The sequence below is a fragment of the Sphaerisporangium rufum genome, assembly GCF_016863395.1.
In the GTDB taxonomy this organism is placed as follows: domain Bacteria; phylum Actinomycetota; class Actinomycetes; order Streptosporangiales; family Streptosporangiaceae; genus Sphaerisporangium; species Sphaerisporangium rufum.
Window position 1 is genome coordinate 144,800 of record NZ_BOOU01000053.1, and the last position, 24,073, is coordinate 168,872.

Consider the following 24,073-nt stretch of genomic DNA (forward strand, 5'->3'; position numbering starts at 1 on the left):
AGTGCAGCGAAGCGATCTCCAACGCCTGTGCGGCCGTTCTTAGACGCTTCTGTGAATCGCCGCGCCGCGCGGGATCTTCCTCCCTGGGCGGGTGAGACTGGATGTGTGAGCCGCATCCTCGTCGTGGACGACGAACCCTATCTCTCCGACCTTGTCGCGACCGCCCTGAGGTACGCGGGATTCGAGACCGCCATCGCCGCCACCGGCGCGGCGGCGGTCGCCATGACCGGCTCCTTCGAGCCGGACCTCATCGTGCTGGACGTGATGCTGCCGGACGTGCTGGGCACCGAGGTGTGCCGCCGGATCCGGGCGGCCGGAGCGGAGGCCTCGGTGGTGTTCCTCACTGCGCGGGACGCGACCGAGGACAAGATCGGCGGGTTGACGGTGGGGGGCGACGACTACGTCACCAAGCCGTTCAGCCTGGAGGAGCTGATCGCCCGGATCCGGGCGGTGCTGCGCCGCACCGAGAGGGCCGAGCCGGACGGCGGCCTGCTGAGTTTCCGAGACCTGGTGATCGACGAGGACGCCTATGAGGTGCGGCGGGGCGGCGCCCTGCTCGATCTGACCCCGACCGAGTTCAAGCTGCTGCGTTTCCTGGTGGTCAACGCGGGCCGGGTGGTGACCAAGCGGCAGATCCTGGACCACGTGTGGGAGTACGACTTCGGCGGCAACGATGGCGTGGTGCAGACCTACATCAGCTATCTGCGCCGCAAGGTGGACGTCGTGGATCCGCCCCTCATCCACACCGTGCCCCGCGTCGGGTACGTCCTGCGCCTGCCCAGAGAGGCGTGATGTCGCTGCGTGCCCGCCTGGTCGCCACCGTGGCCGGGCTGCTGGCCCTGGCGCTGGGCCTGGCGACCGGGGCGACGTTCGGTGCCATCCAGGATTGGCGCGGGCCCGGCGACTCCCGCCTGCTCGCCCTGACCCCGGCGCGGCTCGTGGCGGCCAGCGACGAGCTGTCCGAGCGGGTCGCGTTCGTGCTGATCGGTACGTCCGGGTTCGGACTGGCGTGCCTGACCCTGCTGGCCGCCCATCTGGTCCGGCGCGGGCTGCGCCCGCTGGACCGCATCGTCGAGACCGCGGCGGCGATCGGCGCCGGGGATTTCGGGCGCCGGGTCGAGACGGCTCCGCCGGGTACCGAGGTCGGGCGGCTCGGCGACGCGCTCAACGCGATGCTCGGCCAAATCGAGGGCGCCTTCCGCGAGCGGCAGGAGTCGCAGGACCGGTTGCGCCGCTTCGTCGCCGACGCCTCGCACGAACTTCGCACCCCGATCGCCACCATCCGCGGCTACGCGGAGCTGTTCCGGCGCGGCGCGGCCGTACGCGAGGACGACCTGGAGAAGGCGATGGCCCGGATCGAGGCCGAGGCGACCAGGATGGGCTCGCTGGTGGACGAGATGCTCTTGCTGGCCCGCCTCGACCAGGGCCGCCCGCTGGACCGCGCGCCCGTCGAGCTGACCGAGCTGGCCGCCGACGCGGTGGCCGACATGCTGGCCGTCGATCCCGACCGGCCGCTGTCGCTGGATCACGACGGGCCGCTGTGGGTGAGCGGCGACGCCGCCCGGCTCCGCCAGGTGCTGGGCAACCTGCTGGCCAACGTGCTGCACCACACCCCCGCGGGCACCCGGGCGGCCGTACGCGTCGGCATGGCGGACGGCCATGCGCTGATCGAGGTCGCCGATCAGGGGCCGGGGCTGGAAGAGGAACAGGCCGCGCTGGTCTTCCAGCGCTTCTACCGGGTGGACCACCGGCACGGGGACGACATGCGCCGCGGCGGCGCGGGCCTCGGCCTGTCCATCGTCCAGGCCGTGGTGACCGCGCACGGGGGCGAGGTCTCGTTCCACTCCCGTCCCGGCGCCGGCGCCACCTGCCGCGTACGCCTCCCGAGCCGCGAGCCCTAGGCCCGTCGGATGTGGCTCGGTGGCGGGCACCCACCGCTGCCGGCGTGGGAGTGCATACCGTTGTGCTCGAGCACGGGCGCGGGCCTGTCGCGGCGATCAGGGGTCTGGATGCCCGCCGAGGCAGCAGGACAGGAGTCGCCGGAAGTCGCGGGGGTGTTCCAGCGCCGGCACGTGCCCGCACCGGCCGAGCACGTGCAGGCGGACGTCGGCCAGGTGGTCGAGCAGGGGCAGGGCCGCCGTCTGGAGCGGGGTGACCCGGTCCTGGGCGCCGTGGACGAGCAGCACGGGCGCGCGGATGCCGGCCAGCGTCCGCGCCGGCAGGGTGAGATCGTCGGCCCAGCGTGCCCTGGGGGGAGGGAACAACGACGCGAACGCGGCCGCCCCCGCTCGCATGGCGGTCGCGCGGGCGGCGACGGCCTGCTCGGTCACCAGCGCCTGGTCGAAGACGAGGCGGCGCAACATGTCTCGTGCTCCGGGCGGGCCGGCGGGGGCGGCCCAGATCGCGTCGAGGTCGGCCGACAGCGGCGCCCCGGGGGCGCCCATCGTCGCGACCGCCACGACACCGGTGACCTGCCGGGGACGCGCGGCCGCCAGCGCCAGCGCCACGGCGCCGCCCATGGAGTGGCCCACCACGGCGTAGTGCTCGGCGCCGAGGGTGTCCATCAGGGCCGCGGCCTGCTCGGTCCACAGCCGCAGCCCGCCCCTTGCGCCCGCCGGGATCGGCGTACGGCCGAACCCCGCCTGGTCGGGGGCCACCAGGTGGAAGGACGTGCCCAGCGCCTGTGCCGTCGGCGCCCAGGCCCCGGATCCGGTGGTCCCGGGTCCGGAGCCGTGCAGCATCAGCACCGCGGGTCCGGTGCCGCTCTGAAGGACGTGGACCGGAGAGCCGCCGACGTCGACGGTCCGAAGCGCCGTCACCGCCGGCGGGCCCGGCGTGCTCATGCCGAGGCGGGCTTGATGGACTTGTCGAAGACCTCCATCATCGCCTTGCCGAACTGCGGCATGTCGGGCCAGCCCCGGCAGGAGACGAGGTTGCCGTCCACGACGTCGGGAGCGTCGATGACCGTCGCGCCCGCGTTCTCCATGTCACCGGTGATGGGGGGGAAGCACGCCGTCTTGCGCCCCTTCAGCAGCCCGTACACGGCCGGGACCTGCGCGCCGTGGCAGATCAGTGCTATCGGCAGGTCGCGTGCGAAGAAGTGCTCGGTGATGCGCCTGACGTCGGCGTCGACCCGGATCCACTCGGGGGCGCGTCCCCCGGGGATGATGAGGGCGTCGTAGCGCTCGACGTCGACCTCGGCCCAGGGCACGTCGACCGGCAGCTTGCGGCCGTTCTTCTCCACGTAGGCGTCGGAGTCGGGGTCGAACTCGTGGATGACCAGCTGAACGTCACGCATCGTCCGTGAGGAGACGTCGACGTCCCAGCCGCCCTCCTGCACGCGATAGTAGGGATACATGGTGTCGAGCTCCTCGGCGGCGTCGCCGGTCAGGAGCAGCGCTCTGGGCACCTGCTTCTCCTCGCATCGGGGGCGGGTTGCGGTGGATCCAATCAGATCCGATCCGATCCGATTACGTCAGCATTCCCCGGCCCGGCCCGCCCGTCAAGCCTTGGCCGCCATTCCGTCGGCGCCGTCGGCGTCGTCGGCGTCGTCGGCCTCGTCGAACAGCCGCCGGAAGCGCTCGCCGGACAGCAGGATGTGCCGGCGCATGGCGTAGGCGGCGGCGTCGGGGTCGCGCGCGGCGATCGCGGCCACGATCTGTTCGTGCTCGGCCATGGCCAGGTGGGTGACCTGGGTGTCGTGCAGGAGCCGGAACAGGTGCACGTGGGTGTGCAGGCGGGCGAGCGCTTCGCGGATGACCTGGTTTTCGGCGCTTGTGGCGACCAGATCGTGAAAGGCGGCGTCGCGCAGCCCGAAGGCGCCGTAGGCCGTGAGCCCGTCGCCGCCCTCCAGCTCCGCCATCTCCTCCAGCAGTCGTCGCAGGCCGGCCACCTGATCGGCGGATGCGCGCTCGGCGGATCTGCGTGCCGCCGCCGGCTCCAGGAGCAGGCGGACCTCGAGCATGTCCTCGAATCGATGCCGGGTGATCTGGGGGGGAATGCGATAGCCGGCATGGGGCACTCGCACGACCAGGCCCTCGGCCTCCATCCGGTTCAGCGCGTCGCGGATCGGTGTCTGCGAGACTCCGAGCTCGCGCGCCAGGACGTCGATCGTGACGCGGGAGCCGGGCTCGATCCGCAGCGACATCAGCTGTCCGAGCAGCGTGTCGTACACCTCGTCGGCGAGCCGGCCGCGAGATCGTCCCGGCGGCGTTGCGGCCGTCTTGACCCCACGGCTCCGCGCGATCATGGCTTCGTCGTCCATCGTGACGTGAGGTCCTTTCTTGCGTCCCGCAGGACCCGTTGACATCGGTCGCAACGCTGCGGGATGCTGACGCTCCCACCTCGGATCGTATAGGAAACGTGATGGATGCCGGCCATCCGTCACCCGGAACCGCCCGCCATCGCTCCGCTTCACGCCTGAACACCCCTGGCGACCGCCCGGCGAAGCACGCAGCAAGGCTCCAGAAGTCCCCGCCCAGAAAGCAGGCAAGAAGATGCGGTACCCACAGCGAACAGGACGACTGTACGTCCCCCGGCGCAAGGCGCGGCTGGCGACGGCGGCCGTGCTGGTGGCCACGACCTTGGCGGCGTGCGGCGGCGGCCAGGACGGCGGCGCGGAGGCGGGCGCCCCCAAGGCGCCGGCGACCATCCCGGAGCTCACCAAGGACCCGCTGACCCTCAGCTTCATCTGGTTCGACTGGCCCCCCGCCCACGCGCTGGAGGACTTCGCGAACGCGGAATACGCCAAGGAGCGGTCGAACGTGACCGTCAAGGTCAACACCGTGCCGAACGCGAATTGGCACGACGCGATGTTCACCCAGTTCGCGGCGCGCAAGACCGACTTCGACATCCCGATCCTGGACTCGCAGCACATCGGTGAGGCCGTGACGAACGGCAACATCCTCGACATCACCGACTTCGTGCAGAAGAACATCGACGTCAAGGCCTACAACCCGTACCTGCTGGCGGCCTACGGCCAGTTCCCCCAGGCGGAGACCGGCAAGCGCGACGAGAACGCCAAGCTGTACGGGCTGCCGCTGCTCGGCGACACCTGGACGATGATCTACCGCAAGGACCTGATCGGCGACAAGCCGCCGCAGACCTGGGACGAGATGATCTCGGTCGCCGAGAAGTGCCAGGCGGACAACCCCGGCGTCAGCGGGCTGGCCTTCCACCAGGCCAACGGCTCCGACGCCGCGGCCGTGACCTACAACACGGTCAACGGGGTCTACGGCGGCAACCTGTGGGACCCCAAGACACGCAAGATCGACGGCGTGCTCAACGACGCCGCGGGCCAGGAGGCGATGGAGGTCCTGGTCAACAAGATGAAGCCGCTGACCGCCAAGGGCTCCGGTAACTGGTTCATCGACGAGGTGAACGCGGCGGTCGCCCAGGGCAAGGCGTGCATCGCGTTCAACTGGATCGCCGCCAGCGGCGGCCTGCTCGACCCCAAGCAGTCGACGCTCGGCACCACGCGGGAGCAGATCCTCGACAAGCTGGGTTTCGCCACCCTGCCGAGCCAGAAGACGAACCTGGTGCCGCTCGGCGGCATGGGGATGCACGTGTCGGCCTACTCCGCCAAGGCCAACCAGGCGGAGGCCCTGAACTTCATGAAGTGGTTCGAGCGGCCCGACATCCAGAAGAAGTGGGCCGCGGCCGGGGGCGTGCCGGCGCGTACCGACGCCCTGGAGTCGCCCGAGTTCCTCAATGCCGGGCCGTTCAACAAGGTGTACGCCGACTCGGTGCCGCGGATGCGGGACATGTGGAATGTGCCGGAGTACGCGCGCCTGGTCGACATCGAGAACACCAACGTGAACGCGGCCCTCAACGGCGCCAAGCAGCCCAAGGCCGCGCTCGACGACATCGCCAGGGAGCAGCAGGGCGTGCTCGACTCCAGCGGCCGCAAGGGCGGCGGCGGGCTGTGAGTGACCCCGTCCCTTCGGTGATCGACCACCCCGGGCGGGCGGCGTCCGCGGCGCCGCCCGCGCCGGGCCGGTCCAGCCGGTTGAGCGATCGCCTGCTCGCGGTGGCCTTCACCTCCCCCGCGTTGCTGCTGTTGCTCGCGATGTCGGTGTTCCCGTTGCTGTGGGCGCTGTACCTGTCGTTCACCGACTATTCGGCCACCCGCGGCGGGCCGGCCGCGTTCGTGGGGCTGGAGAACTACACCGCCATCCTGACCTCGGCGCAGGTCCGCCTGCGGGCCTTGACGACGTTGATCTATGTGGTGGGCGCGGTCGCGTTGCAGACCGTGCTCGGTTTCTCCATCGCCTACTTGATCTCGCGGCGCACGCACGGCCGGGGACTGCTGACCACGCTGTTCCTGGTTCCGATGATGCTGTCGCCGGTCGTGGTGGGGCTGTTCTGGCGGTTCATGCTCGACGCGCAGTTCGGCGTGATCAACAGCATGCTCGGCTCGCTCGGCCTGGGGCAGGTGGAATGGCTCACCCGGCAGCGGACGGCGCTGATCTCCCTGATCGTGGTCGACACCTGGCAATGGACGCCGTTCATCATGCTCATCGCGCTCGCCGGCCTCACCGCGGTTCCCAAGTATCTGTACGAGGCCGCCTCGATCGACCGGGCCTCGGAGTGGTTCCGGTTTCGCACCATCACCCTCCCGCTGGTGTGGCCGCTGCTCCTCATCGCCGTGTTGTTCCGGGCCATCGAGGCCTTCCGGCTGTTCGACCTGGTCTACATCCTCACCAGCGGAGGTCCGGGGGTCTCCACCGAGACGTTGTCGTTCCACGTCTACAAGGTCGCGTTCTTGGGCTTCAACACCGGAACCGCCTCGGCGTACGGGATCCTCATGGTCGTCATCGTCATCGTCCTCACGCAGCTCTACCTGCGCTACCTGAACAAGCTCAAGGAGGACTGATGGCCGTCTCCGTCGGCGAGGCCGTGTCCGCAGGTCCGGCCGGGGATCGCACGCCGCCCGCCCGCCGCTTCGGCGGCCGGGGCCGCTCGGTGCTGGAGGTCGTGCTGCTGGCCGTGCTGGCCGTCGTGATGCTCTTCCCGGCGCTGTGGATGATCGAGACGTCCATCAAGGAGAACCGGGACGTCTACGCCATCCCGGCCAAGTTCTTCGACTTCACGGTCACCATGGACCATTTTCGGGACGTGTTCGTCGCCTCCGGCGGCACTCGCTCGGCCCTGTCGGTCTCCTTCCTCAATTCCGTCGTGGTCGCCGGGGTCTCCACGGTGCTGGCCACCGTGCTGGGCGTCCCGGCGGCCTGGGCCTACTCGCGCTTCGCCGTGCGGGCCAAGAAGGACCAGCTGTTCTTCATCCTGTCCACCCGCTTCATGCCGCCCGTGGTGGTCGTGATCCCGATCTTCCTCATGTACCGCCAGGTCGGGCTCATCGACACCAAGCTCGGCCTGATCCTCATCTACGCCGCGTTCAACGTCCCGTTCACGATCTGGATGATGAAGGGGTTCGTCGACGAGGTGCCCGCGGAGTACGAGGACGCCGCCATGCTCGACGGCTACACCCGCCTGCAGGCGTTCTGGAAGTTCACCCTTCCCCTGCTGCTGCCCGGCATCGCCGCCACGGCGGTCTTCGCGCTCATCTTCTCGTGGAACGAGTTCGTGTTCGCCATCTTCCTCACCTCCAGCGACACGGTGCGGACGGCACCGCCCGCCATCGCCGGCCTGATCGGCGGCACCACCGTGGACTGGGGTCTGGTGGCCGCCGCCTCGGTGGTGTTCGCCCTGCCGGTGCTCGTCTTCGCCTACCTGGTGCGCAGGCACCTGGTCGCCGGTGTGACGCTCGGGGCGGTGCGACGCTGATGGCGGGCATCGAGGTGAGCGCCCTGCACAAGCGCTACCCGGACGGGACGGTCGCGGTCGACCACGTGGACCTGTCCATCGGCGACGGCGAGCTGTTCGTGATGCTCGGCCCTTCGGGGTGCGGCAAGACGACCACGCTGCGGGCCATCGCCGGCCTGGAGCGGCAGACCAGCGGCGACATCCGCATCGGTGACACGCTGGTCAACGACCTGCCGCCCGCCGAGCGCGACATCGCCATGGTGTTCCAGTTCTACGCCCTCTACCCGCACTTGAGAACGCGCGACAACCTGGCGTTCCCGCTGCGCGCCGAGGGACTGCCCAAGGCGCAGGTGCGCGAGCGGGTCGAGGAGGCCGCCCGGCTGATGCGGCTCGGCCCGCTGCTGGACCGGCGACCGCACCGGCTGTCGGGCGGCGAGCAGCAGCGCGTCGCGCTCGCTCGTGCCCTGGTGAGACGGCCGCGCGCGTTCCTCATGGACGAACCTCTCACCAATCTGGACGCGGAGCTGCGGGCGGACATGCGCACCGAGATCAAGCACCTGCAGGGGGAGCTCGGGACCACGATGGTCTACGTCACCCACGACCAGGTCGAGGCGATGTCGCTCGGTCACCGGATCGCCATCCTCAACAAGGGCCGCGTGGAGCAGATCGGCACGCCGCTGGAGGTCTACGACCGTCCGGCGAGCCTCTTCTGTGCCGCGTTCATCGGCTCCCCGCCGATGAACCTGATCGAGGTGGAGGTGGCCGAGGGGAGGCTGCGCGGCCACAGCGGGCTGGAGCTGACGCCGCCGCCGGGCCTGCCGCGCGACCGTCGCCTGGTCGCGGGCGTCCGGCCGGAGGCGCTGGAGGTCACCGAACCGGGGGCGCAGGGTTCGGTCCCGGCCCGGGTGGTCTCGGCGGAGTGGCTGGGCGATGAGGTCATCTACGTGGTCGACCACGGCGGCGGGCGCGACCTGCGGGTCCGGATGCCGCCGACCGTCCGGTTCGCCGCTGACGCGCCGGTCGGGCTGCGGCACACCGGCGCGACCCCGGCGGTCTACGACGTGAGCACGGAAGAGCTGGTGGCCTGATGGGAACCGTGGCAGCGCACGGATTGCGCAAGTCCTTCGGGAAGGTCCAGGCCCTGGACGGGGTGACGCTGGAGGTGCCGGACGGCTCGTTCTTCGTCGTGCTCGGGCCGTCGGGGGCGGGCAAGACGACGACCCTGCGGGCGATCGCCGGCCTGGAGAGGCTCGACGCCGGGTCGGTGCGTCTGGACGGCAGGGACGCGACCGGTGACGCGCCGGCCGCCCGCGACCTGGCCATGGTCTTCCAGAGCTACGCCCTGTACCCGCGGCACACGGCGTACGAGAACATCGCCTCGCCGCTGCGGGCCCGCCGCCGTTCGTCGAGCGAGATCGCCGCCGCCGTCGAGCGGATGTCGAGCCTGCTGCACATCGAGCGTCTGCTGCAGCGCCGTCCGGCGCAGCTGTCGGGCGGTGAGATGCAGCGGGTCGCCCTGGCCCGCGCGCTGGTCCGCAGCCCGCGCGCGTTTCTCATGGACGAGCCGCTGACCAACCTCGACCTCAAGCTCCGCGTCGAGATGCGCACCGAGCTCACCCGCATCCACCGCGGCCTCGGAGCGACCTTCGTGTATGTGACCAACGACCAGGTCGAGGCCCTGTCCATGGCCGACCAGGTCGCGGTGTTGAAGGAGGGGAGGGTGCAGCAGGTCGGAACGCCGGCCGAGGTGTACGAGCGTCCGGCCAACCAGTGGGTCGCGGGCTTCGTCGGGAGCCCGCCGATCAGCCTGCTCGCCTGCCACGCCGAGGGGGATCGTCTGGTCGGGGCGGACGGGTGGAGCCTGCCGCGGCCCCGCTGGAGCACGGCGTCAGACGGCCGCCCGCTGCTGCTGGGCCTGCGCGCGGAGGACCTGTCGGTCGAGCGGCGCGGGGACGCGTCGCTGCCGGGTGAGCTCTACGGCCTGGAGCCGCTCGGTGACCGGACGGTGGTCGACGTCCGGGTGGGGACGCAGATCCTCAAGGTCAAGGCCCGGCCCACCGTCACCGGCACGCCGGGCGAGCCGCTTCAGGTGACGGTCGACCTGGACCGCGCGCACCTGTTCGACGCGGGCACCGGGCTGGCGCTGCCGCGGGCCGGCGGGTAGCCGCGCGGGGCGGCGAGGCCGGCCTGCGCCCGCGCGTGGCGATCGAGCCTCGGCCGACCGGCACCGGGGCGCACGGCCGCACGACGCCGGGACGGCCACGGCCCGGCATGGCGATCGGCGGCGCGGGGCGTCGCCCCGCGGCCATGGCCACGCACGGCCAGGGTCAGGGACAGGGCCAGGTTCGACCCGCTCGGCGACCTCGGCCCCGGCCGCGGGCGCCGTCCGCCGACGCGCGTGGCGTGATCGCCGAGGTCACGCCGGACATCACCCAGCACATCTGCAGGAGGCGACGCGATGAGTGACCCGATGAAGGTCCTGGCCCCCGAGCACCGGCGGCTGCGGATCGGCGACGCCTGGCGCGAGGCCGCCGGCGGAGCCGCCTTCGCCGTCCAGGACCCGGCCACCGGCCAGACCATCGCCGAGGTGGCGGACGCCGGCGTCGCCGACGGGCTCGCCGCCTTGGACGCGGCGAGCGAGGCGATGGCGCGGTGGGCGGCGACCCCGCCGCGGGAACGGTCGGAGGTGCTGGCCGCGACCTACCGGGCACTGACCGGGCGGTCGGAGGAGGTCGCCCGGCTGATAACGCTCGAGATGGGCAAGCCGCTGGCCGAGGCCCGGGCAGAGGTGTCCTACGGCGCCGAGTTCTTCCGCTGGTTCGCCGAGGAGGCGGTGCGCGTCCAGGGGCGCTACAACACCGCTCCCGCCGGCGGCTATCGCATCCTCACCGTGCCCAAGCCGGTCGGGCCGTGCGTGTTGGTGACGCCCTGGAACTTTCCGCTGGCCATGGGCGCCCGCAAGATCGCTCCTGCGCTGGCGGCGGGGTGCACGACGGTCATCAAACCGGCCGCCCAGACGCCGCTCACCATGCTGTTGCTGGCACGCATCATGGAGGAGGCCGGCGTTCCCCCGGGCGTCGTCAACGTCGTGACGACCAGGCGGGCCGGCGAGGTGGTCTCGGCGCTGCTGGCCGACCGCCGGACCCGCAAGCTCTCGTTCACCGGGTCGACCGAGGTCGGGAGGGTGCTGCTGCGGCAGGCGGCCGGCAACGTGCTGCGCACCTCCATGGAACTGGGCGGCAACGCGGCGTTGATCGTGTGCGCCGACGCCGACCTTTCCGTCGCGCTCGACGGCGCCATGGTGGCCAAGATGCGCAACATCGGGGAGTCCTGCATCGCGGCCAACCGGATCTACGTCGAGGAGCCGGTGCGCGAGGAGTTCACGGCGCGCTTCGCCGACCGGATGGGCGCGCTGAGGGTGGGCCATGGTCTCGACGACGGCGTCGAGGTCGGGGCGTTGATCGACGAGGCCTCGGTCGCCAAGATCGACGAGCTGGTCGCCGACGCGGTCGGTCGCGGCGCGCGCGTCGTGGTGGGCGGCGGGCGTCCGGAGGGGCCGGGCCACTTCTACCCGCCGACGGTCCTGGCCGACGTGCCCGAAGACGCGCGGATGCTGCAGACGGAGATCTTCGGCCCGGTGGCGCCGATCATCTCGTTCACCTCCGACGAGGAGGTGATGGCGAAGGCCAACGACACCGAGCACGGCCTGGTCGGCTACGTCTTCACCCGTGACCTGCAGCGGGCGCTGCGGTTCACCGAAGGGCTGCAGACGGGGATGATCGGCGTCAACCGTGGCCTGATCTCCGACCCGTCGGCTCCGTTCGGCGGCGTGAAGCAGTCCGGGATCGGCAAGGAGGGGTCGCACGAGGGCATCCTTGAGTACCTCGACGTCACCTACGCGGCGATCGACCTGCCGTGACCGGCGGCCACCCTCGCCGACGCCGTCCCGGTCCCGCAGGTGACCTGGACGTCCGCCCAGCAGACACCGCCGACGTTCCAGAAAGGCGCCGACATGCTTGAGACCGTCCGCGGACCACGCCAGCTGATGGTGGGCGAAGGGGTCGCGCAGAACATCCCGCGCGTGGTGGCCGAGTGCGGCTCGCGCGTCCTCATCGTCACCGACCGGGTTCTTTTGGGGCAGCCGGGCGTGGCCGAGATCGTGGCCGCCGTGCGGGAGAAGGTCGACGTCGTCGGGGTGTTCGCCGACGCGACGCCGGACGTGCCGCTCGCCGATGTCGCCCTGGCCGTCTCGGCCGCGGCGAAGGTGGACGCCGAGGTGCTCTTGGCCATCGGAGGCGGCACGGTGATCGACCTCGCCAAGATCGTCGGCGTCATCCGGCGCCACGGCGGGACGCCGCGCGACTTCTACGGCGAGTCGAGGGTGCCGGGGCCGACGATTCCGCTCGTCGCGGTCCCGACGACGTCGGGCACCGGCTCGGAGCTCACGCCCGTCTCGGTGCTGACCGACCCCGACCGCGCGCTGAAGGTCGGGGTCTCCAGCGTCCACATCGTGCCCGACTTCGCCATCGTCGACCCCGAGCTCACCTACACCTGCCCGGCGACCGTCACGGCCCACTCCGGCATCGACGCGTTCTGTCACGCGGTGGAGAGCTACACCGCGCGGCCCCGGGCGCACGGGCCGCGCGACCTGGTGGAGCAGGTCTTCCTCGGCCGCAACCCGATCACCGATCACTACGCGCTGCCGGCCGCCGAGCGGATCGCCCGCAGCCTGCCCCGGGTCGTCAGGGACGGCGGCGACAAGGACGCGCGCGCGGACATGTCGTACGGGTCCATGCTGGCCGGGCTCGCGTTCTCCCACGCGGGAAACGCGGCCCCGCACGCCCTGCAGTACCCCATCGGCGCGGCCACCCACACCCCGCACGGCCTGGGCGTCGGGCTGCTGCTGCCGTATGCGCTGGAGGCGGCCAAGGACGCCATCGGCGACCGGTTGGCCGTCCTGGCCGGGGTGTGCGGGCTGGAGGTGGGCGGCGCCTCCGACGCCGAGGCCGCCGATGCGTTCCTCGCCTGGCTCGACGGGCTCCTGGCCGGCATCGGCATCCCTGCCACCCTGGCGGACATCGGCGTGGCCCGCGCCGACCTCCCGCGCTTCGCGGAGATGGCCGGCGGCGTCACCCGTTTGATCCAGAACCATCCGGGCCCGACCGACACCGCCAGCCTGTTCGCGATCTTGGAGGCGGCCTGGACCGGGGAGCGGGCACGAGGGGTCCCGGCTCGGCAGCGGAGATGGTGACGGGCCTTTCATCGCACGGCGGGCCGCCTGCCCCACCCTGAGGACCGGATGTGCGCGGTCACCGTTCGCCCGGCGGGCGGGCGGGGGCCGGCTGCGGCGGTTCGGGGGCGGCAGGGGGCCGGCTCAGCAGTTCCCGGGCCAGTGCCCGGCTCCACCACTGTTCGACCCGGCCGGGAGACCAGCCGCGTTCGGTGGTCAGCACGAGGTAGACGTCGATGTTGCACAGGGCCGCGTAGATGTCGGCGGCCGTATGGGCGTCCACTCCCTGGCGCAGCGTGCCGGCCGGCCAAGAGGCGAACACCTCGCGGCGGGTGTGGTCGGCCCGGCGGCGGCCGTCGCGGTAGGCGGTGGCCAGCTGTGGCTCCTCGCGGGCGGCCTCGCGCACCAGCACGATGACCTCGCCGCCGCGCTCGTACAGCCGGCGGTCGAAGGCGGCCATCGCGGCCAGCTGCCGCGCGGGGCCGGCCGCGGGGTCCTGCAGCTCGCGCAGCTGGCGCGGCAGGTCGGCCGACAGGTCGGCGGCGTCGGCCAGCGCGCGGGCCAGCCCGGCCTTGTTGCCGTAGGCGGAGTAGACGGTGGGCACCGAGACGCCGGCCTGGCGTGCCACGTCGCGGACGGTGGTGGCGGCCCACCCGCGCTCGACGAACAGCCGGTGGGCGGCGCGGGCGATGGCGGCGCGGGTCTGCACTGCCTGTGCCGTGCGGTTGAGGGCGTCGTAGCGGCGCCGTCCCCCCTGGTCCATGGGCAGCACCCTAGTGCTTTACGCTACTTATATTGAATATAAGGTGCGTAAAGCATGGAGGTTCCCCTGATGCGCTTCTCCCGGATCGGCGGTGCGGCGGCGGTGGGGTTCGCCGTCACCATCGCGACCATCAACCTGATCATGGTTCCGGCCGGGCTGCCACCGGCGGGGACCGACGCCGGGCGCGCGGCCGCGTTCTTCGCCGCCGACGGACGCCTGGTCGGGGTGGCCAGCGCCCTGGCCCCGCTCGCCTGGATACTGGCGACCCTGTTCGGCGCGGCCGCCGTCACGGCGGTGCGGGAATCGGAACAGGCGCGGCAGGAGGCGTGGTCGCTGGTGGGTTTCGCCGGGGTGCTGCTGCAGAACCTCACCTTCGCCGGGGTGATCGCGGCCCGCCTGGCGCTGGCCAGGTCGGCGGGCGCCGGGCCGCAGGCGGCCGCCGCCCTTTGGGCCTGGCACGACGCGGCGTTCACGCTCAACGGCACCTTCCTGGCGATGGCGCTGGCCGGGCTGTCGGTGGCGGGCCTGCGCGCCGGGCTCATCCGGCCCTGGCTGGCGGCGCTCGGGGCGCTGGCGGCCGTCTTGCAGTTCACCTCGGCCTGCCTGGCCTTCCTGGTGATCGAGCGCGCCGGGCCGCTGGGGCTGGTGGGGCTGGCCGGCTGGCTGGCCTGGGTGGTGTGGCTGGTCGCCTACGGCCTGCGGCTGGCCGGGGCGCCCGCCGGGCCCGTTCAGCCAGGCGGGCCGGGCGGGCCGGCGGCCGGGCTCAGGCGGGGGTGATGGCGGCGCGGGCCTGCTCGGCGGTGGCGTAGGTGGGGAAGGCCTCGGCCAGGCCGATGAGGCGGAAGATGCGCTCCACCCGCGCATTGACCCCGGCCAGCGCCAGGTCGCCCCGGCGCGCGGCCATCACCCGGCGCGCGCCGAGCAGGACGCTGATGCCGGTGGAGTCGCAGAACGACAGCCCGGTCAGATCGATGATCAGCTGCCGGCAGCCGCAGGTGTAGGCGTCGTCCAGGGCCTGCTGCAGGTGGGGGGCGCCGCCGTGGTCGAGCTCGCCGGCCAGGGTCAGGGTGCGCACCGGGCCGGCGGTCTCGACGTCAACGGTGAGATTCACGAGGGGTGACCTCCGTGCGGGGCGGGGCCGGCCCGGGCGGTGGCCGGCCGTGGGGTCTACGGTGCGGGACGGGATGCGGGGTGCGGGTGCGGGGCGGCGGTCAACGATGCGGTCGGCGGCCGTAGGACTGGCGCAGCCGGACGGCGGCCCCGCCGGGTTCGTTGATGATCTCCACCTCGTCGCAGAGCTGGTGCATCAGCCACAGGCCGCGGCCGCGCAGGGTGGCCGCGCCGGGGTCGCCGGCGGCCGCGTGGGCGGGGCGCAGCTCGCCCAGGCAGTCGTGCACCTCGACGGTGACCTGCCTGTCGTCGTGCCAGGCCTGGACGTGCCCCTTGCCGTAGGCGTGGTCCAGGACGTTGGCGGCGGCCTCGTTGACGGCCAGCACCAGGTCCTGCAGCGGGATGCCGTCCAGCCCGGCCTCGAAGGCGTAGTCGCGGACGCGGTGGCGCAGGGCGCTGAGGTCGTCGGTGATCGGCCAGTACGCGGACGTCGGCTCAGTGCCACCCACCGGTATCCTCCCCAGCAGCGAGCCGTCCACCCCGGCGCCAGTCCACCCCATCGCGACGACCATAATGCCTGCCCGCCCCTTCCCGCGCCCGCGCGGGTGGTTCACGGCCGGCCGGCGGCCGGTGAGCGGGTGCGGGCCGCCGGCGGTCAGGCGGTGCGCTCGTGCAGCAGGAGCAGGGTGTAGGCGGCGATCGAGCAGGAGTCGGAGATCGCGCCGGTGCGGATCATGTCCTCCAGTTCGGCGCGGCCGACGCGGCGCTGGCGCATGTCCTGCTCGGTGAGCTCGCGGTCGGCCGGGCCCGGCGTCAGGCCGGTGGCCAGGTAGACGTGGAAGCCCTGGTCGGTGGTGCCGTGGGCGTTGTCCAGCCGGCCCAGGTGCCGCAGGTGGGCGGCGCGCAGGCCGGTCTCCTCGGCCAGCTCGATACGGGCCTCCTGTTCGGGGCCGGCGGCGGTGGCGTTGCCCTGGGGGAAGCTCCACGAGCGGCGGCCGATCGGGTAGCGGTACTCCTCCACCAGGTGGAAGCCGTCGCCGTCGGCCGGGATGACCAGCACGAAGTCGGGTTTGACGACGTAGCCGTAGATGCCTTGGGATCCGTCGGGCCGGGCGATGCGGTCCTCGCGCACGGTCATCCAGGCGTTGGAGTAGACGACCGTGGACGACAGCCGCCGGATGTCGGGACGGGCACCGGTCATGGCGCCGATCATAGGGGCGGGTGTGCCGGGCGCGCTCACCGCCGGTCGCGGCGGCCCGCCTTGAGCGCCGCGGCGACCTCCACGGCGCGGGCGGCCTGGTGGCGGGCCGCCCGCCGGGCCACCTCGCCGGGCGGGCCGTCCCCGGCCACGTGCGAGGTGCCGTAGGGGTTGCCCGACTCGAACTGCACCGGGTCGGTGTAACCGGGCGGGACGATGATGCCGCCCCAGTGGTAGAAGGTGTTGGCCAGCGCCAGCAGCGTGGACTCCTGCCCGCCGTGCGCGGTGTTGCTGGCGGTGAAGGCCGAGTACACCTTGCCGGCGAGTTCTCCGGCGGCCCACAGCGGGCCGGTGGTCTCCATGAACGCCCTGAGCGCGGCGGCGGGATTGCCGAACCGGGTGGGGGTGCCGAACAGCACCACATCGGCCCAGGCCAGATCGTCCAGGGCGGCCTCGCTGATGTGGGCGGTGTCGCGCACGTGCCGGCTCCAGGCGGGCACGGCGTCGATGACCGCGGCCGGGAGGAGTTCTGGGACCTTGCGCAGCCGCACCTGCGCGCCGGCCTTCTCGGCCCCCTCGGCGGCGGCCAGCGCCAGGGCGTGCACGGTGCCGGTGGCGCTGTAGTGGATGATCGTGACGTGGACGGGGTCCATGGTCGCTCGTTCCTGCCTTCGCGGGTCGGGGTCGCCGGCGCCACCGGGGGAGGTGGGGACCGGCTGATCGTCTCTGGTCGCACCGGTAGGACGATCCGGCCGGGCGGAATGTGAGGCGCCGGCCGCCGCGCGGGCGGATGTCAGGCGGCGCGGACGGTGACGCCGGCCGCCACCAGGGCGGCGGCGGCCTCGGCGGGGACCCCGGTGTCGGTGACGACGGCGTGCAGGGCGGCGACCGGGGCGACGAAGGCCAGGGCGGTGCGCGACAGCTTGGCGGATTCGGTGACGGCGATGACGCGGCGCGCCGAGGCCATGGCGGCGCGCTTGACGGCGGCGTCGTCCAGGTCGTGGGCGGTCAGGCCGTCGGCGGCCGCCAGCCCGCAGCAGCCGATGACCGCGGTGTCGAAGCGCAGCGCCGACAGCGACGCCTCGGTCAGCGGGCCGGTGAGGGCCAGCTCGCCGGGGCGGGGCCGGCCGCCGGGGACCAGCAGGGTGATCGCCGGGGCGCCGGTGAGGGCGTTGACCGCGTGCAGGGACAGCGGGGCGACGGTCAGCCGGCGGTGGGCCAGCGCCCGGGCGACCTCCAGGCAGGTGGTGCCGCTGTCCAGGACGATCGACTCGCCGTCGGCGATCAGGGCGGCGGCCTCGGCGGCGATGCGCCGCTTGGCCTCCAGGCCGTCGCGGGCGCGCAGCGCGAAGGGGGGTTCCTCGCCGCGCAGCAGCAGGCTGCGGGCGCCGCCGCGGTAGCGCTCCACCACGCCCTGGGCGGCCAGGGCGTCCAGGTCGCGGCGGATGGTCATCTCCGAGGCGCCGGTGAGCGCGGCCAGTTCGGCGACGCCGGCGTGGCCGGCCTCGCGGACGGCGTCGGTGATCTGTCGGAGTCGATCGGTACCTGCCATGCCTTGCATTGAACACGAGCCATGTGCGAAAGACAACATTTCGCAATACCGGATTGTTCGATAGGTTCGCGGTATGGACAGATCTCTGCGCGCCGCCCGCCTGGCCACCTTCGCCTACTTCGCCGTGAACGGCTGCCTGCTGGGAATGTGGGTGGTGCACATCCCGGGCATCGAGCTGCGGGCGGGGATCGACCACGCGGTGCTGGGCCCGTTGCTGCTGCTGCTCGGCGCGGGGGCGGTGGCGGGGATGCGGGCCGTCGGCCCGCTCACCGACCGGTTCGGCCCGCGGGTGGTCGTCCCGGTCGCCGCGGCGCTGTGCTGCGCGGCGGCGGTGCTGCCGGGCCTTTCGGTGAGCGGCTGGACGCTCGGGGCGGCGCTGCTGGTGTTCGGGCTCGGCAACGGTTGCCTGGACGTGAGCATGAACGCCCACGCGGTGCTGGTGGAGCGTGGCTACCGGCGGCCGGTCATGTCCGCCTTCCACGCCGTGTTCTCCCTGGGCGGGCTGCTGGCCTCGCTGGTGGCCGCCCGCACGCTCAGCTGGGGGTGGAGCCCGGCGACGACGCTTTCGGTGACCGCGGCGGCCGGGTTGGTGGTCACGCTGGCGGCGGCCCGGGCGCTGCTGCCCGGCGGCGGGACCGGCGCGCCGCCGGCGGCGGGCGGCGGGCGGCGGCGCCCGCCGCGGCGGATCTGGGCGCTGGCCGCCCTCGCCTTGATGATCATGATGTGCGAGGGCGTGGCCAACGACTGGAGCGCGCTGCACCTGCGGCGGGTGCTGGAGGCGCCGGAGGCCACCGCCGCCCTGGCGTTCGGCGCCTTCTCCACCGCGATGACCGCCGGCAGGCTGGTGGCCGACCGGGTGACCGGGCGCTTCGGGCCGGTGGCGGTGGTGCGCTACGGCGCCGCGGCCGCAGCCGCCGGGCTGGCGGCTGCGGCGCTGTCGCCGTGGGTGGCGCCGGCGCTGGCCGGCTGGGCGGTGTTCGGAGCGGGGCTGGCCGGGTGCGTCCCCCAGCTGTTCAGCGCCGCCGGGCACGCCGACCCCGCCGCGGCCGCGGTCAACGTCTCCCGGGTCGCCGGGCTGGGCTATCTCGGCATGCTCGCCGGTCCCGCCGTCATCGGGCCGCTGACCCATCTGATGCCGCTGAACCTCACCTTCTTCCTGCCGGTGGCGCTGTGCGCGACCGCCGCGGTCGCGGCCGGGGTGCTGCGGCCGGCGCCGGCCGGCGCGCCGCGGCCGGCCGCCGAGACGGTGTGACCGGCCCGCACCGCGCCGGCCCGCGCCGGCCCGCGCCGGCCCGCGCCGGCCCGCACCGCCGCCCGCGGTCGGTCCGCGGCCCAGGTCACGCCGCAGGTCACGCCGCGGGGCGTGCTCAGGCCGGCCCGGCGGCGCGGCGGTCGATGAGCACGCCGAGCCCGTCCAGGACGCGTTCCAGGCCGAACCGGTAGGCGTGGCCGGGGTCGACGGCGGCGTTGTGCGCGGCACCCGCCGCCGCACCGACCCGGGTGGCGATGGGGTGGCGCTCGGCGTCGTACACCCGGGCCAGCAGCGGCCCGGCGATCGCCCACCACTGCTCGTCGCTGAGCGCGCCCTGCCCCGTGGCGGCCCGGGCGTCGGCGGCCAGCCGGGCCGAGGCCTGCACGAACCCCAGCAGGTAGGTGAGCGCGTCGTCCATCTCGACGTCGTGCAGGCCGAGGCCGTCCAGTGCGCTCAGCTCGTGGTCGTACTTGGCGATCAGGCCGGGGCCGAGCGGCGGGCGGCCGGTGGCCACCGAGAGCATCCACGGATGCTGCCGGTACATGGCCATGTTGGCGTCGGCGACGGCGCGCACCCGCTCGCGCCAGGGCAGCGCCGACAGGGCGGGGCGGGGGACCTGACCGAAGACGGTGTCCAGCATGAGATCCAGCAGCTCGGCCTTGCCCGGCACGTAGGTGTACAGCGACATGGCGCCCACGCCGAGCCGCTGGGCGACCCGCCGCATGGTGAGCGCCGCCAGCCCTTCGGCGTCGGCGACCGCGATGGCCGCGGCCACCACCTCCTCCACCGTCAGCCCCTGGCGCGGGCCGCGCCCGGCGGGCCGCGCCCCGGGCGTCCGCCAGAGCAGCTCCAGGGTGCGCGCCGGATCGCCGGCGCCGCTGCGGTCGGTTCCGGTCGGCACCGGCGGAGTCGGCGAGGCGGGCGGCGTGGGCGAGGTCGGCGGCACGGCGTCATCCTCTCATCGGGAGGCCGCCGCCGGGCCGAGGCCCCGGGCCGGTGCGCGACGAGTTCCGCGGGCCGGCCCCTGAGGTGCGGCACGACCGGCCCGCACCATGGGCGGTCACCGCGCCGGGCGGGCACCGCCGCCTGCCCCAAAGGGCGCCGGCGGCGCGGCCGAAAACCGGTTGAGCCGGCCGTGCGCGCTCCCGTAGGTTGCCTGCGACCCATCGCAATCGAGGACAGAGGACAACACGGCGTGACCCCGCCTGCTCGACAGATCTGACACCTTTCTCCGCTCACCCGTGGCCGGCGCCGCCGGCCCTGCCGGGTCGCCTTCGCGCGCCCGGGTCAAACGGCGTTTGAGGCCGCGCGTAATCGGCCTCGTGTCAGATCTAGAGAGATCATGTCTTCACAACCTCATACCGTGCCGCCCTGGGTCGTCCGCCGGACCAGGCCGCCGCTGCTGTCACTGCGCTGCGTGGACTGCGGGTCGCAGTCGGCCACCGCCGGCGAGGGCAGGTTCCGGGTCAACGCCAACGGCAGGCTGCTGGACGTGTGGCTGCTGGTCGGCTGCGTGTCCTGCGACCGGACCAGCAAGCTCACCGTGCACGAACGGGTACCGGTCAGGTCCCTGGATCCGGCCGAGCTGCACGGCTACCTCGTCAACGATCCGCGACCGGTGGCCGCCCTGCTGCTGGACCCGCTGTTCGCCCGGCGCAACCGCTTCACCCTGGACTGGACGGGTGCCTGGCGGCTGGAGGCCACGCCGGTCCGGCTCGACCAGGCCTGGCCGGTCCAGGTGGCGGTCGTCTTCGCCGATCCGGTGCCGGTGCGCCCGGATCGGCTCATCGCCCGCGGGCTCGGCCTCAGCAGGAACGAGGTGTCGCGCCGGATCAAGTGCGAGGTCCCGCCGCGCCGGACGAGGAACACCGGATTCACCTTCACCCTGTTGCCCGGTGACTAGCCGGACGCGGGGGATGTGACCGGGGCCGGGGCGGGCCACCTGGCCGGCTCCGGCCGCATCCCCGCGTGCGGGCGGCGGCCCCGCGCGGGTCGCATCCGATCAACCGCCATAGGACCGGCGGGGAGGCCTGACCCGGCGGCCGCCCCGCACCTGGCGATCATGGTCGAGGACGGGTCCACGCACGCGGTGCCGATCGTCCCCCGGGGCCGGGGCCGTCAGCCGCCGTCCGGGGCGAGGGACGACAGGGCTGCCATCTCCTGGGCGGTGAGGCGCAGCGCGCCGGCGGCCACGTTGGCGGCCAGGTGCTCGGGGTCGCCGGTGCCCGGGATCGCCAGCACGTGCGGGCCCTGGTGCAGGGTCCAGGCCAGCCGGACCTGCGCGGGGGTGGCGCCGTGCGCGCGGGCGACCGCGAGCACCGCCTCCTCCTCCGCGCCGCCGCCGGCCCGGTCCGCGCCGGCCTCGCGTCCGGCGCCGGCGATCGCGAAGAACGGGACGAAGGCGACGCCCTGCGCGCCGCAGGAGCGCAGGAACTCCCGGTCGGCGGCGGGCGCGCCCAGGCCGTAGGGGTTCTGCACGCACACCACCGGCGCGATGGCCTGGGCCTCGGCCAGCTGGGCGGGCGTGACGTTGGACACCCCGAGCTGCCGGACGAGCCCGGCCGCGCGCAGGTCCGCCAGCGCGCCGAAGTGCTCGGCGATCGACTCCGACCCCCGCTTGGCCGGGACGCGCAGGTTCACCAGGTCCAGGTGGTCGCGGCCCAGCTGGCGCAGGTTCTCCTCGACCTGGCCGCGCAGTTGCTGCGGGGTGGCCCACCACCACTCGCCGGAGGGGTGGCGGCCGGGCCAGACCTTGGTCGCGATGACCAGGCCGTCGGGGTAGGGGGGCAGGGCCCGGTTGATCAGCTCGTTGGCCGAGCGCAGCGAGGAGAAGTAGAAGGCGGCGGTGTCGATGTGGTCGACGCCCAGCTCGACCGCGCGGCGCAGCACGGTGATCGACCGCTGCCGGTCGCTCGGCGCGCCGAGATGGAAGGCGGCGCTGCCGGTGAGCCGCATCGCGCCGAGCCCGATCCGGTTGACGGTCAGGTCGCCGAGCCGCCAGGTGCCCGCGGCGTCCGCGGTGACGGTCGTGGTGGGGTGCGCGCGCACGTCTGACATGGTTCTCCTTCGAAGCGAATCCGGGCCGCAGGCCCGGCGCGGGGGAGGGGAGGGGGCGGGGGGGCGGCCCGTGCCGTAGACGAGTGAAGCCTCCGCGGCGGACGGCGGTCCGTGCCGGGAGGCTCCAGGTGTCAAAGGGATCATATCGCCCGGCGCGGGCGGCCGGCGGCCCGCCGTGGCGCGGTGTCCCACCGCTCAGAAATGCGCCGCCCCGCCGTCGGTACTGGTAGACAGTCGCCACCCGGGGAAGGATCGACGACCATGAGCGACGCCAGACCGCCAGGCGGCGAGGAGACCGCGTTCATCGCGGCGGCCCGCGCGAACGACGCGGCACCGTTCGCGCTCATCACCGAGCGCTACCGGCGCGAGCTGCAGGTGCACTGCTACCGGATGCTCGCCAACTACGAGGACGCCCAGGACATGACGCAGGAGACGTTCCTGCGGGCGTGGAACGGGCGGGAGTCGTTCAAGGGCCACGCCGCGCCGCGGACCTGGCTGTACCGGATCGCGACGAACGCCTGCCTGGACTTCCTGGAGAAGCGCAACGACCGCACGCCGGTGCCCGCCGAGCTGCCGGGCGCGGGCGCGGAAGTGCCCCACCTGCAGCCCTACCCCGACCGGATGCTTCCGGAGGACCCGCAGGAATCGGTGGTGGCGCGGGAGACGATCGAGCTGGCGTTCATCGTCGCCGTCCAGCACCTGCCGCCGCGGCAGCGGGCGGTGTTCATCTTGCGCGACGTCCTGGGCTGGCCGGCGTCCAAGGTCGCCGGCGCCCTGGAGCTGACCGTCGCGTCGGTGACCAGCGCGCTGCAGCGGGCGCGCGTGACGATGCGCGAGCGGCTGCCCGGGCGCCGCCTCGACTGGCGCAGCCCTGCCACGCACGAGCTGTCGGACGACGAGCGCGGCGTGGTGAAGTCGTACATGGACGCCCACGAGCGCAACGACCTCGACGCACTGACGGCCCTGCTGCGCGACGATCTGCGCTTCGCGATGCTGCCCGATCCGGGCACGGTGACCGTCACGGCCCGGGACGCGGTCGACGGCTGGGTCTCCGGTGGCCTGTTCCGGCGCGGCCGCGACGACTGGCGCTGCGTCGCCACGACGGTCAACCGCATGCCCGCCGCCGCGCTGTACCTGCGCACTCCCGGCGATCCGGATCACCGCCTGTTCACCATCGCGGTCCTGCGCATCGTCGACGGGAAGATCGCCGAGCTCACCGGATTCGACGCCACCGGCAAACCGTGGCTGGGCCTGCCCGCGACGCTGTGACCGCCCGGCCGCCCGGGGTGGGCGGCCGGGCCGTGCTCAGCGCCTCGTCTCCTACCGGGTCATCAGGGCGCCGCCGGGGAACGTCCCCGCTCCAGTTGATGTCGTCGCCGGGCGCGCTGATGTAGCCGTCCAGGCTCACGTTCATGGCGAATATGAGTTTCCGCATCGTGCCGGCCTTCCGTTGGTCGGTGTCACCCGTACAGACGGGGGCGGCGCGGAAAGCTAATCGGTGGGGGTCTGCTCCAGGGGTGGTCACCGGTGGAATCACCGGGCATGTTCAGCGGCCGGCAGGCCGGGTAGGCCGCACCGTTGATTTCCGGCCATGTCATCATCGATCACTGTCCGGGGTGAGCGGGAGAGGAGCCGCGTCGTGCCCACCTGGCTACAGGCCGGCCCTCCGAGACGCAGGCGCCGGGCAGCGGCGCCGCCATCGCCGTCGGCGCGCTGCTCGACGGCGTCCCCGAATCGGTGGTGCTCGGGTTGTCGCTGCTCGGCGGCCAGGGCGTCGGGGTGGCGGTGCTGGCCGCCATCGCCATCTCCAACATCCCCGAGGGCCTGTCCAGCGCGGCGGGAATGAAGCAGGCCGGCCGAGGCCCGGGCTACGTGTTCGGGGTGTGGGGCGGCATCGCCGCGGCCAGCGGGGCGGCCGCGCTGGTCGGCTTCGTGGCCCTGCGCGACGCCTCCCCGGCCACCGTCGCGGTGATCACCGCGGTGGCGGCCGGGGCCATCTTGTGCATGGTCGCCGACACCATGATCCCCGAGGCGTTCGAGCGTGCCCACGTGCTGACCGGTCTCATCGCCACGGCGGGGTTCCTCACCGCCTTCAGCGTCGAGCGCCTGGGCTCCTGAGGGCGGCCCGGCCGCGTGCCGCCGTCATC

Annotated in this window: 25 protein-coding genes; 14 read left to right on the forward strand and 11 right to left on the reverse strand. The window is 73.2% G+C overall.

Translation table 11 applies throughout. The annotated features are described in order from the left end of the window. Nucleotides 1-105 precede the first annotated feature (105 nt). Together Sru01_RS19405 and Sru01_RS19410 are read left to right on the forward strand one after the other, a co-directional pair. Nucleotides 106-792, forward strand: coding sequence for a response regulator transcription factor (locus Sru01_RS19405; protein WP_239137563.1), 687 nt, complete (start codon nucleotides 106-108; stop codon nucleotides 790-792). Next, nucleotides 792-1,901 carry a sensor histidine kinase gene (locus tag Sru01_RS19410; RefSeq protein WP_203988407.1) on the forward strand — a complete coding sequence of 370 codons (1,110 nt, stop codon included), beginning with the start codon at nucleotides 792-794 and terminating at the stop codon, nucleotides 1,899-1,901. The genes Sru01_RS19405 and Sru01_RS19410 overlap by 1 nt, the downstream gene beginning before the upstream one ends. Before the next feature lie 96 nt (nucleotides 1,902-1,997). Here Sru01_RS19410 and Sru01_RS19415 read toward each other — a convergent pair whose 3' ends face one another. From Sru01_RS19415 to Sru01_RS19425, 3 genes are all read right to left on the reverse strand, one after another. Continuing rightward, entirely contained in the window at nucleotides 1,998-2,843 is an 846-nt protein-coding gene (locus tag Sru01_RS19415) for an alpha/beta fold hydrolase (RefSeq protein WP_203988415.1), read from the reverse strand. Next, on the reverse strand, nucleotides 2,840-3,409 hold the full coding sequence (locus Sru01_RS19420) for a DJ-1/PfpI family protein (RefSeq protein ID WP_203988423.1): 570 nt from the start codon (nucleotides 3,407-3,409) through the stop codon (nucleotides 2,840-2,842). The genes Sru01_RS19415 and Sru01_RS19420 overlap by 4 nt, the downstream gene beginning before the upstream one ends. A gap of 93 nt (nucleotides 3,410-3,502) precedes the next feature. Beyond that, nucleotides 3,503-4,264, reverse strand: a complete 762-nt coding sequence (locus tag Sru01_RS19425; RefSeq protein WP_203988425.1) for a GntR family transcriptional regulator — start codon at nucleotides 4,262-4,264, stop codon at nucleotides 3,503-3,505. Between the two features lie 232 nt (nucleotides 4,265-4,496). Here Sru01_RS19425 and Sru01_RS19430 point away from each other — a divergent pair, with 232 nt between their 5' ends. The 7 genes from Sru01_RS19430 (at nucleotide 4,497) to Sru01_RS19460 (ending at nucleotide 13,015) form a co-directional block, all read left to right on the forward strand. After that, nucleotides 4,497-5,927 (forward strand): sugar ABC transporter substrate-binding protein, encoded by a 1,431-nt coding sequence (locus tag Sru01_RS19430; protein ID WP_203988433.1) that lies wholly within the window; start codon nucleotides 4,497-4,499, stop codon nucleotides 5,925-5,927. Further along, on the forward strand, nucleotides 5,924-6,874 hold the full coding sequence (locus tag Sru01_RS19435; RefSeq protein WP_203988435.1) for a carbohydrate ABC transporter permease: 951 nt from the start codon (nucleotides 5,924-5,926) through the stop codon (nucleotides 6,872-6,874). Before Sru01_RS19430 ends, Sru01_RS19435 begins: the two co-directional genes overlap by 4 nt. Then, nucleotides 6,874-7,785, forward strand: coding sequence for a carbohydrate ABC transporter permease (locus Sru01_RS19440; RefSeq protein WP_203988437.1), 912 nt, complete (start codon nucleotides 6,874-6,876; stop codon nucleotides 7,783-7,785). The genes Sru01_RS19435 and Sru01_RS19440 overlap by 1 nt, the downstream gene beginning before the upstream one ends. Beyond that, nucleotides 7,785-8,852, forward strand: coding sequence for an ABC transporter ATP-binding protein (locus tag Sru01_RS19445; RefSeq protein ID WP_203988447.1), 1,068 nt, complete (start codon nucleotides 7,785-7,787; stop codon nucleotides 8,850-8,852). The genes Sru01_RS19440 and Sru01_RS19445 overlap by 1 nt, the downstream gene beginning before the upstream one ends. Then, nucleotides 8,852-9,928 (forward strand): ABC transporter ATP-binding protein, encoded by a 1,077-nt coding sequence (locus Sru01_RS19450; RefSeq protein WP_203988449.1) that lies wholly within the window; start codon nucleotides 8,852-8,854, stop codon nucleotides 9,926-9,928. The genes Sru01_RS19445 and Sru01_RS19450 overlap by 1 nt, the downstream gene beginning before the upstream one ends. A gap of 294 nt (nucleotides 9,929-10,222) precedes the next feature. Further along, on the forward strand, nucleotides 10,223-11,683 hold the full coding sequence (locus Sru01_RS19455) for an NAD-dependent succinate-semialdehyde dehydrogenase (RefSeq protein WP_203988451.1): 1,461 nt from the start codon (nucleotides 10,223-10,225) through the stop codon (nucleotides 11,681-11,683). A gap of 93 nt (nucleotides 11,684-11,776) precedes the next feature. After that, nucleotides 11,777-13,015 (forward strand): iron-containing alcohol dehydrogenase, encoded by a 1,239-nt coding sequence (locus Sru01_RS19460; RefSeq protein ID WP_203988453.1) that lies wholly within the window; start codon nucleotides 11,777-11,779, stop codon nucleotides 13,013-13,015. Between the two features lie 58 nt (nucleotides 13,016-13,073). Here Sru01_RS19460 and Sru01_RS19465 read toward each other — a convergent pair whose 3' ends face one another. Next, on the reverse strand, nucleotides 13,074-13,757 hold the full coding sequence (locus tag Sru01_RS19465) for a TetR/AcrR family transcriptional regulator (RefSeq protein WP_203988455.1): 684 nt from the start codon (nucleotides 13,755-13,757) through the stop codon (nucleotides 13,074-13,076). Nucleotides 13,758-13,811: 54 nt separating this feature from the next. Between Sru01_RS19465 and Sru01_RS19470 the strand changes: the two genes are divergently transcribed. Beyond that, nucleotides 13,812-14,534 carry a hypothetical protein gene (locus Sru01_RS19470; RefSeq protein ID WP_203988457.1) on the forward strand — a complete coding sequence of 241 codons (723 nt, stop codon included), beginning with the start codon at nucleotides 13,812-13,814 and terminating at the stop codon, nucleotides 14,532-14,534. Here Sru01_RS19470 and Sru01_RS19475 read toward each other — a convergent pair. From Sru01_RS19475 to Sru01_RS19495, 5 genes are all read right to left on the reverse strand, one after another. After that, the gene (locus Sru01_RS19475; protein ID WP_203988459.1) at nucleotides 14,521-14,868 is read right to left on the reverse strand and encodes an STAS domain-containing protein; all 348 of its coding nucleotides are present in this window, start codon (nucleotides 14,866-14,868) and stop codon (nucleotides 14,521-14,523) included. The two genes, Sru01_RS19470 and Sru01_RS19475, sit on opposite strands and share 14 nt — an antisense overlap. A gap of 100 nt (nucleotides 14,869-14,968) precedes the next feature. Next, nucleotides 14,969-15,427, reverse strand: a complete 459-nt coding sequence (locus tag Sru01_RS19480; protein ID WP_203988461.1) for an ATP-binding protein — start codon at nucleotides 15,425-15,427, stop codon at nucleotides 14,969-14,971. A 95-nt stretch (nucleotides 15,428-15,522) separates the two neighbouring features. Next, nucleotides 15,523-16,068, reverse strand: a complete 546-nt coding sequence (locus tag Sru01_RS19485) for an NUDIX domain-containing protein (protein WP_203988468.1) — start codon at nucleotides 16,066-16,068, stop codon at nucleotides 15,523-15,525. A gap of 35 nt (nucleotides 16,069-16,103) precedes the next feature. After that, nucleotides 16,104-16,718 (reverse strand): NAD(P)H:quinone oxidoreductase, encoded by a 615-nt coding sequence (wrbA, locus tag Sru01_RS19490; protein ID WP_203988470.1) that lies wholly within the window; start codon nucleotides 16,716-16,718, stop codon nucleotides 16,104-16,106. 140 nt (nucleotides 16,719-16,858) lie between these two features. Then, nucleotides 16,859-17,617: a DeoR/GlpR family DNA-binding transcription regulator gene (locus Sru01_RS19495; protein ID WP_203988472.1), complete on the reverse strand. Its 759-nt coding sequence runs from the start codon at nucleotides 17,615-17,617 to the stop codon at nucleotides 16,859-16,861. 73 nt (nucleotides 17,618-17,690) lie between these two features. On the opposite strand from Sru01_RS19495, the gene Sru01_RS19500 reads away from it, so the two are divergent. Then, a complete protein-coding gene (locus Sru01_RS19500; protein ID WP_203988474.1) occupies nucleotides 17,691-18,869 on the forward strand; it encodes an MFS transporter in 1,179 nt (392 codons plus the stop codon). A gap of 115 nt (nucleotides 18,870-18,984) precedes the next feature. Here Sru01_RS19500 and Sru01_RS19505 read toward each other — a convergent pair whose 3' ends face one another. Continuing rightward, on the reverse strand, nucleotides 18,985-19,815 hold the full coding sequence (locus Sru01_RS19505; RefSeq protein ID WP_239137564.1) for a TetR/AcrR family transcriptional regulator: 831 nt from the start codon (nucleotides 19,813-19,815) through the stop codon (nucleotides 18,985-18,987). 417 nt (nucleotides 19,816-20,232) lie between these two features. Between Sru01_RS19505 and Sru01_RS19510 the strand changes: the two genes are divergently transcribed. Next, nucleotides 20,233-20,772 (forward strand): DUF1062 domain-containing protein, encoded by a 540-nt coding sequence (locus tag Sru01_RS19510; RefSeq protein WP_239137565.1) that lies wholly within the window; start codon nucleotides 20,233-20,235, stop codon nucleotides 20,770-20,772. A 215-nt stretch (nucleotides 20,773-20,987) separates the two neighbouring features. On the opposite strand, the gene Sru01_RS19515 is transcribed toward Sru01_RS19510, so the two are convergent. After that, complete coding sequence (locus tag Sru01_RS19515) at nucleotides 20,988-21,926, reverse strand: aldo/keto reductase (RefSeq protein WP_203988485.1); 939 nt, start codon at nucleotides 21,924-21,926, stop codon at nucleotides 20,988-20,990. Nucleotides 21,927-22,187: 261 nt separating this feature from the next. Here Sru01_RS19515 and Sru01_RS19520 point away from each other — a divergent pair, with 261 nt between their 5' ends. After that, entirely contained in the window at nucleotides 22,188-23,195 is a 1,008-nt protein-coding gene (locus Sru01_RS19520) for an RNA polymerase subunit sigma-70 (RefSeq protein ID WP_203988487.1), read from the forward strand. Nucleotides 23,196-23,663: 468 nt separating this feature from the next. Then, nucleotides 23,664-24,044 (forward strand): ZIP family metal transporter, encoded by a 381-nt coding sequence (locus Sru01_RS19525; RefSeq protein WP_239137566.1) that lies wholly within the window; start codon nucleotides 23,664-23,666, stop codon nucleotides 24,042-24,044. Nucleotides 24,045-24,073 lie beyond the last annotated feature (29 nt).

Excerpts from the sequence above, each read along its gene's own strand:
- Sru01_RS19450 (WP_203988449.1), top strand. The coding sequence starts at position 8,852 with ATGGGAACCGTGGCAGCGCACGGATTGCGCAAGTCCTTCGGGAAGGTC.
- Sru01_RS19415 (WP_203988415.1), bottom strand. The coding sequence starts at position 2,843 with ATGAGCACGCCGGGCCCGCCGGCGGTGACGGCGCTTCGGACCGTCGAC.
- Sru01_RS19445 (WP_203988447.1), top strand. The coding sequence starts at position 7,785 with ATGGCGGGCATCGAGGTGAGCGCCCTGCACAAGCGCTACCCGGACGGG.
- Sru01_RS19520 (WP_203988487.1), top strand. The coding sequence starts at position 22,188 with ATGAGCGACGCCAGACCGCCAGGCGGCGAGGAGACCGCGTTCATCGCG.
- Sru01_RS19515 (WP_203988485.1), bottom strand. The coding sequence starts at position 21,926 with ATGTCAGACGTGCGCGCGCACCCCACCACGACCGTCACCGCGGACGCC.
- Sru01_RS19440 (WP_203988437.1), top strand. The coding sequence starts at position 6,874 with ATGGCCGTCTCCGTCGGCGAGGCCGTGTCCGCAGGTCCGGCCGGGGAT.
- Sru01_RS19465 (WP_203988455.1), bottom strand. The coding sequence starts at position 13,757 with ATGGACCAGGGGGGACGGCGCCGCTACGACGCCCTCAACCGCACGGCA.
- Sru01_RS19425 (WP_203988425.1), bottom strand. The coding sequence starts at position 4,264 with ATGGACGACGAAGCCATGATCGCGCGGAGCCGTGGGGTCAAGACGGCC.
- Sru01_RS19460 (WP_203988453.1), top strand. The coding sequence starts at position 11,777 with ATGCTTGAGACCGTCCGCGGACCACGCCAGCTGATGGTGGGCGAAGGG.
- Sru01_RS19495 (WP_203988472.1), bottom strand. The coding sequence starts at position 17,617 with ATGGCAGGTACCGATCGACTCCGACAGATCACCGACGCCGTCCGCGAG.
- Sru01_RS19485 (WP_203988468.1), bottom strand. The coding sequence starts at position 16,068 with ATGACCGGTGCCCGTCCCGACATCCGGCGGCTGTCGTCCACGGTCGTC.
- Sru01_RS19500 (WP_203988474.1), top strand. The coding sequence starts at position 17,691 with ATGGACAGATCTCTGCGCGCCGCCCGCCTGGCCACCTTCGCCTACTTC.
- wrbA (WP_203988470.1), bottom strand. The coding sequence starts at position 16,718 with ATGGACCCCGTCCACGTCACGATCATCCACTACAGCGCCACCGGCACC.
- Sru01_RS19480 (WP_203988461.1), bottom strand. The coding sequence starts at position 15,427 with ATGGGGTGGACTGGCGCCGGGGTGGACGGCTCGCTGCTGGGGAGGATA.
- Sru01_RS19410 (WP_203988407.1), top strand. The coding sequence starts at position 792 with ATGTCGCTGCGTGCCCGCCTGGTCGCCACCGTGGCCGGGCTGCTGGCC.
- Sru01_RS19470 (WP_203988457.1), top strand. The coding sequence starts at position 13,812 with ATGGAGGTTCCCCTGATGCGCTTCTCCCGGATCGGCGGTGCGGCGGCG.
- Sru01_RS19455 (WP_203988451.1), top strand. The coding sequence starts at position 10,223 with ATGAGTGACCCGATGAAGGTCCTGGCCCCCGAGCACCGGCGGCTGCGG.
- Sru01_RS19430 (WP_203988433.1), top strand. The coding sequence starts at position 4,497 with ATGCGGTACCCACAGCGAACAGGACGACTGTACGTCCCCCGGCGCAAG.